Here is a 6,954-nt window from a genome sequence, read left to right on the forward strand (position 1 = left end):
GAAATTAGTCACATCCGTGAACAACCCGATAACGCTCGGCCTTCCGCGGCAACTGCATTTCCTCGATGAGCCGTATTGGCCGATGATCGGCGACGCGGGCAAAGTGGAGGTGCTGGCGACGACGAGCGTTGATGGAGAGGATCGCCCGATGATTTGGACCTTTCAAAAAGGCAGGGGACGCGTTTTTGCCAGCATCCTCGGTCATTATACGTGGACGCACGAAGACCCGCTCTTTCGTATTATCGTGTTGCGAGGCCTGGCGTGGGTGATGGATGAACCTAGCGGACGATTTGAGAAACTTGCCGGGGTTTCCGCGTCGGCGCGGTAGTCAGGGGCCCGTCTCGCGTTGAACGGCTTCGTGATAGCTGGTGAAAATCCTGTCCACGACGGGCGAGGTGGGCACGGGTTCGCCGTCGAGCGCGGTCACGGTCACGATGCCCAGCGAGCTGAGACTGAGGAAAACCCCTTCTGACTTGAGCAACGATTCCGGTTTGATGACGCGTTTGTTCGTGGGCAGATTGAGCGCCTGACACAACTCCAGAACAACGGCGCGCGTGATGCCCGGCAACGCGCCACGTCCGGTCGGCGTCGTATAAACCGTGTCGTGATAGATCCAGAACAGGTTGGCGCTGGAAGATTCGGCCACCTCTCCATTGGTGTTGAGCATCAGCGCGTCGTCGGCATCCGCGGCTTCCGCCTCGGCTTGCGCGAGTACCTGGAGGATCCTGTTGTTGGTCTTGAACGACGACAGCGGATCGCTGGCGGGCAGTTTGTAGGAGGATGTCTTCAACCGCCACTGGGGCGGGTCTTGCGGGTCAACGATCGGCCGGGGATGCAAAGACATCACGACGAGCGGTGAATCAGCCCCGGTGGGCGAGTAACCGCGTTCACCCGGTCCGCGCGAGAGCGTCACGCGCAGTATCGCGTCGGGCATCTGATTCCGCCGGATAAGTTCGTTCGCGAGCACGCGCAGTTCCTTGGGCGCAAAGGTGAGCCGGATTTTGAGGAAATCCGCGCCGCGCGTCAGTCGTTCGAGGTGCTGGGCCCAGCGGAACGGTTTGCCGGTATAGACCGGAATGGTTTCAAACACCCCGTCCCCGTACAGGAAGCTACGATCAGTGACGGGCACCGCCGCCTGTTCTTCTGGAACGAACTGGCCGTTGATCAAAACAGTCATACTTGAGGGCCGTCCGGCTGTCATCCCGGCCCCGAAGGGGACGACCGGAAATCGTCCCGACCTATGCCTTCAGCGAAACATAGTCCGGCTGCGCTTGCAAGTTCAACGCTTCAAAAAAACCGCGCGCCTTTGCAAGTGTTTCCTCGTATTCGGCCTCCGGGACCGAATCGGCGACCACACCCGCGCCCGTGTGGAAATAAATCGCGCGTCGGTCGCGAACTGCGGCACGGATGAGAATGCTCAACTGGCTTTCGCGGTTGAAACCGAGATAACCAAGCGCGCCGGTGTAGGGTCCGCGCGCGACCGGTTCCAACTCGTCAATGATTTCCATCGCGCGAATTTTTGGCGCGCCCGTGATGCTGCCGCCGGGAAAGCACGCGGCAAAGGCGGCGAAATGGGTGACGTCCGGCCGGAGGCGGCCCTCGACCGTGGAGACGAGATGCTGCACCTGTGGGTAGCGTTCCAGCCTGACCAGTTCCGGCACCTGGACCGACCCGTATTCGCAAACCCTGCCCAGGTCGTTGCGCAACAGATCGGTGATCATCACAAGTTCGGCCATTTCCTTCCCGCTGGTCTGCAACTCGTACGTGAGCTGCGCATCGCGGGTTGGATCGGCATCGCGGGGTCGCGTGCCCTTGATTGGCCGCGTCTGGATGTGCGGCCCGCTCAGGTGGAGGAACAGCTCTGGCGACGAAGAGGCGATTTGAAACTCGCCGCAGTCGAGAAACGCGGCGAACGGCGCGGGCGAAACGGCGGCCAGGCGCTGGAACAATTCCCAGCCGCGCATCGCCCGGGACGAGGCGAGCCGTTGCGAGAGGTTGACCTGATAGATATCGCCCGCGCGGATGTAACGCTGGGCGCGCCCGACCGCTGCGATGAACCCGGCGCGGGAAAAACTGGAACCCAGAGGCGGGCCGGGAATGCCCCGCGCAGCTTCAAACCTGGCGGACGCGGGGAGGCAATCATTTCTTCCGAAAGACTTCCGGAGCCGCGCCTGCCAGAACTCGAGCTGCCCTTTTGCCTTGTCGTCGCTGCGGGAACCGTCCACGTCGAGGCCCGTTGCCACAATCCACGTCTTTCCCAGGTGTTGATCGAAGACGACGAGGCTGTCGTATAATCCCACGTGGCAATCGGGCCATTCGAGATCGTTGACTGCTCTTTGTGGGAGTCGCGGCTCGACGAAATTCTTCAAATCGTAACCCCAGTAACCGAAGCAGCCGCCCAGCGGAAAGGGCAGGTCAACCTCATCCAGGAGTTCATAGCGCGCCATCAGGCTGTCGAGGACACGCCACGGGTTGCCAAACTGAACATGGCGGCCTGCGCGTGAGCGCAGCTCACATCGCGAGCCGGATGAACGGAAGGTGAGGAACGGCCGCGCCGCGGCGAACGAATACCGTGCCTGCCGCGAATCAAAAAGCGAGCTCTGCAAAAATACGACTCCGGGTTCGGTGCGGAGTTGCTGGACAAGCGACTCCGGCGAAGGCGGCGTGTCTGCTTCGTGGATCGAAGGGCGCATTTGGACTTGGGTCTCGATCGCGGCGCGGTTCTACGTCCTCTTAAAGCACAGAAAACCGGGGGCGGCAAGTGGGCGATGAATCAGGGTTTGCGCGCCGTCCTCCATACCAGCCAGGTGGATTCGTCGAGCAGGGTGGCTTTGCTGGCGTAAACCGCGTTTTCGGGCGCACCGTCGCGCAACGCCGTGGCGCCGCGGTTCAACCCGGCCTGCGGAGCGTGGTGGGCCAGCATTTGCACAAGCAGGCCCGCTTTCTGGGCGAGATTCAACTCCGGGCGGTCGAAACAATATTTGAACTGAAACGCGGCGGCCTCGGTCTGGAAGCGAATTGCGCCGCCCGTTAGAAAAATGTCAATCAACAAGGCCGAATCATCTTCCACTTTGTGCCGGACATCCGTGACGACCCTTGTGCGGGCTCCACGGATCGGATCGAATGTTGTCACTTTGTTTTCGGTGCGGGTCGTGGTCATGTCGAAGTGGCGGACGGTGCCCGCGGAGATCAGTATGAGATGCTGCCACGGCACCGGGACCGCCCGGCCGAGAGGATCGTAAATCACCAGCGACTCAGGCTGGCATTCCATCCGGCGGACGAATTTCGCGTCGGGCAGTCTTGGCAGATGACCGGCATCGACGATTTCGGTTGCGATCCCTTCACTTTTCAGGGCGCGTTGCAACAGACCTGCGTCATCCGCCGAAAGATTTTTTAGGAGAATCCCGCAGGCGTCGTTGGCGAGTTTGACGGCGTCGGCATCCGTCAGTGCCTTGAGCGACTTGAAGGCGCGTTTGAGTTGGTCCGCGCCTGGCGCGACGGATTTTGCCTGAACGAGACAGTAGGGCATATCAGATGAGCAGGTCGCTCGTTGAAATCGCGCCGGGTTTTAACGACGTCACCAGCGCCAGGTTCAGGTTTTCCGGCCGGAGAAAGTCGCGTGCCACCGCCCGAACTTCGCTGGCGGTGACCTGAGTGAGCCGGCGTTTGATTTCCGCGGGGGGAATGACCCTGCCACAGCCGAGCAGTTGTTCGCCCAGCCACATCATACGGCTTTCGGTGCTTTCCAGGCCGAGGTCAAACTGGCCGATGATGTAGTCGCGTGCGCGGCGGAGTTCGGCGCCGGACGGCGGCCTTTCGACGAGTTGGCGGAACTCGCGCAGGACAAGCCGCAGCGTTTTCGACAAATTACCCGTGTCGAGGCCCGCGGAGATCACCAGATCGCCTGTGTCGTCGAAAAAGCTCAACGAACTGTAGATGCTATAGGCGAGGCCGCGGTCTTCACGAACGACCTGAAACAGGCGTGAACTCATGTTCTCGCCCAGAATCGTATTGAGCAGACGCAACGCGAAGCGCCGCTCGTCGTGGCGGGAGCAGGTACGAACCCCGAGCGCAAACTGGGTTTGTTCCGTTTTTTTTGTAAATAGGCGAAAGCGTGGTTCGGTTTGGCTGTTTTGAGCGGGGGTGAAGCATGGCCTCCGGCCACGCGGGAAACGCGAGGCCAGGCGCGCGATGGCTTTGGTCACGCGCTTGTGCGAGAGGTTGCCCGCGACGGCGATCAACGTCGCTCCAGTCACATAATTGGTCCGTTGAAAATCCAGCAGGCGGGAGCGTTTCAGCGCATCCAGGGTTTTGTCCGTCCCGGTCAGGGGCCGGCCAAGCGGCTGATTTGGCCAGAGTGTTTCGTTGAGGAGTTCCTGGACATGATGCTGCGGCTGGTCCAGATACATCGCCATTTCCTCCTTGATGACGCCCCGCTCCTTTTCGATTTCGACGGGATCGAATTTGGAGTCAAGGAACATGTCGGTCAGCACTTCCAGCAGTTCGCCGAAACGGTCGTGGCGCGCCTTCGAGTAAAAGCAGGTGCTTTCCTCGCCCGTGAAAGCGTTCAGGTAACCGCCGCCGCCCTCGACCGCCTGGGAAATCTCCCGGGCCGAGCGTTTACGCGTGCCTTTGAATAGCATGTGCTCGATGAAATGGGAAGCGCCGTTCAGTTCCGCCGGTTCATACCGCCCGCCCACGCCGACCCACAGACCCAGACTCACGCTGGCCATGTGCGGCATCTCTGCGGTCGCGACTGTAAGACCGTTGGGGAGACGGGTGATCTGGTGCATAACAATGGAAGGCGGCGGAAGAGTCCGGGAACGTCAGGCGATGGCCGGAGGGTGCGTTTCCGGAGCGCTTACGCGACGCTGGTAATCCACAATCGTGTCGATGACCTCCTGCACGTCGTCGGTGACGGTGAACAGGTTGAAGTCCTCCGGGGCAATGTAGCCCCGATTCGCGGTCGTGGTCTTGAGCCAGTGGAGAAGCCCCTTCCAGTATTCGCGTCCGAACAGGATGAGCGGAAAACGCGGCACGCGCTGCGTCTGCACCAGCGTCGCGATTTCAAAAAACTCGTCCAGCGTGCCGAATCCGCCGGGCATGAAAATGAACGCGATGCTGTATTTGGCGAAACAAACTTTACGCGAGAAGAAATAATGGAAGTGAATGGGCACGTTCGCGTAGCGGTTTGGCTTTTGCTCGAACGGCAGCTCGATGTTGAGCCCCACCGATTTTCCGCGGGCCCCGGCGGCGCCTTTGTTGGCCGCTTCCATCAAACCGGGGCCGCCTCCGGTGATGATCGCCAGATTGTGCCCGGCGAGTTCGCGTCCCAGCCGTGCGGCGACCTTGTATAACGGATCGGTTCGTGGAATCCGCGCCGAACCGAAGATGGTGACGGCCGGGCCCACCTGCGAAAGCGTTTCAAACGAGTCAACAAACTCCGCCATGATGCGGAAAATGCGCCATGGATCTTCCTTGGTGAACCCAAACGTGTGGTCGTTCATGCGTGGAACATAGGCAGTCCGTGGTGGAGAAACAAGCGTGCAGGCCGGTGCGAAACAGTTTGAGCGCGTCTTCCGGTTGCGCTAACTTTTTAGGGCGCGCCGTCGAAAAATCGCACGGCGCGCCTTGGTGGACCGCGCAGCAGGGCGCGGTTTACGACGGCCAGCCGGGGAGAGGTACCCCGGCTGGCTCCTCCCGACACGGAGAAGCTATGAGCATCCCAGGCTTTCACCGCAATTGAGGCATTTATAGCACGCCCCATTGCGGACGGCGACATGGCCGCAATTCGGACAGGTCGGCGCGTCTTGTTGAAAGTGCGCTATCACGTCGCTGATGCTGGTGATGGCGCGGGCGGGCGGCGCATTGTGCCCGTTCCCGTTCCCGCCGTTGGTCGGGGGCGGCCGCACATTGAGGGTCGTATCATCCTCGGACAGCGGGAGCTCGGGAACCGGGCGGTTTATTTTTTTTTTCTGTTCCTCGAGCAGGCCGGGAATGGGCAGATCCGGTTGTCTGGCGCCGTTGGCCTCGCGGTAACCTGGAACAAATTGGAGCGCCATCCAGCGGAAGACGTAGTCGGTGATGGACGAGGCGTTGCGAATCTCCGGATTTTTGGTGAAGCCGCTTGGTTCAAACCGCTGGTGCGCGAATTTTCTCACCAGCGCCTCCAGGGGGACGCCGTATTGCAGGGCCATGCTGGTCAGCGTGCCGATGCTGTCCATCAACCCGCCGATGGTCGAACCTTCCTTGGCCATCGTGATGAACAGTTCGCCCGGCTGACCATCTTCGAACAAACCGACGGTGAGGTAACCCTCATGACCGGCGATGTCGAACTTGTGCGTGATGGCGGTGCGTGTTTCCGGCAGACGGCGCCGCAACGGTTGAACCGCCTGCGCCCGCAGGCGGGTGACTTCCTCCTCCAATTCCCTGACGCGGGGCAACAGCTTTGCGGCCTCACCCTCCGGCCGGTCACCGCCCTCGCTGGTCTTCCTGGTGTTGAGCGGCTGCGAACGTTTTGACCCATCGCGATAAATGGCCACGCACTTGAGCCCCATTTTCCATGCGTCAACGTAGGCGTTGCGGATGTCCTCCGCAGTGGCCTCGTTTGGTAGATTGACAGTTTTGGAAATGGCGCCGCTGATGAACGGCTGCGTGGCGGCCATCATTTTCAAATGAGCCATGTAGTGAATGCTGCGCTTGCCGCGATACGCCTTGAAGGCGCAATCAAACACCGGCAGGTGCTCCGGTTTCAGGCCGCTTTGAACGATCCGGCCGTTATCCTGAAGAGTCTCAATAGTGTCGAATTTTTCGATATGGCCGATGATGCCTTCGATTTCCTGCGTCCCGTAACCGAGGCGGCGCAACGCTTCGGGCACGGTGCGGTTGACGATCTTCAGCATGCCGCCACCGGCCAGCAGTTTGTATTTCACGAGCGCGATGTCGGGCTCGACG

7 protein-coding genes are annotated in these 6,954 nt (G+C 60.7%); 1 reads left to right on the plus strand and 6 read right to left on the minus strand.

The window, feature by feature from the left end; genetic code table 11:
• The coding region (locus tag VN887_15155) for a ThuA domain-containing protein (protein HXT41346.1) at positions 1–328 on the plus strand (328 nt) is incomplete at its 5' end.
• Here VN887_15155 and VN887_15160 read toward each other — a convergent pair.
• The 6 genes from VN887_15160 to VN887_15185 form a co-directional block, all read right to left on the minus strand.
• The gene (locus tag VN887_15160; GenBank protein HXT41347.1) at positions 329–1,177 is read right to left on the minus strand and encodes an aminotransferase class IV; all 849 of its coding nucleotides are present in this window, start codon (positions 1,175–1,177) and stop codon (positions 329–331) included.
• Positions 1,178–1,238: 61 nt separating this feature from the next.
• Positions 1,239–2,693 (minus strand): aminodeoxychorismate synthase component I, encoded by a 1,455-nt coding sequence (gene pabB, locus VN887_15165; protein HXT41348.1) that lies wholly within the window; start codon positions 2,691–2,693, stop codon positions 1,239–1,241.
• 80 nt (positions 2,694–2,773) lie between these two features.
• The gene (locus tag VN887_15170; protein HXT41349.1) at positions 2,774–3,529 is read right to left on the minus strand and encodes a hypothetical protein; all 756 of its coding nucleotides are present in this window, start codon (positions 3,527–3,529) and stop codon (positions 2,774–2,776) included.
• Position 3,530: 1 nt separating this feature from the next.
• Positions 3,531–4,793, minus strand: coding sequence for a pitrilysin family protein (locus VN887_15175; protein ID HXT41350.1), 1,263 nt, complete (start codon positions 4,791–4,793; stop codon positions 3,531–3,533).
• A 33-nt stretch (positions 4,794–4,826) separates the two neighbouring features.
• Positions 4,827–5,507, minus strand: coding sequence for a TIGR00730 family Rossman fold protein (locus tag VN887_15180; protein ID HXT41351.1), 681 nt, complete (start codon positions 5,505–5,507; stop codon positions 4,827–4,829).
• A gap of 207 nt (positions 5,508–5,714) precedes the next feature.
• Positions 5,715–6,954: vitamin B12-dependent ribonucleotide reductase (locus VN887_15185; GenBank protein ID HXT41352.1), on the minus strand; the 1,240-nt coding region annotated here is incomplete at its 5' end.

It is taken from the genome of Candidatus Angelobacter sp. (genome assembly GCA_035607015.1).
GTDB lineage: Bacteria > Verrucomicrobiota > Verrucomicrobiia > Limisphaerales > AV2 > AV2.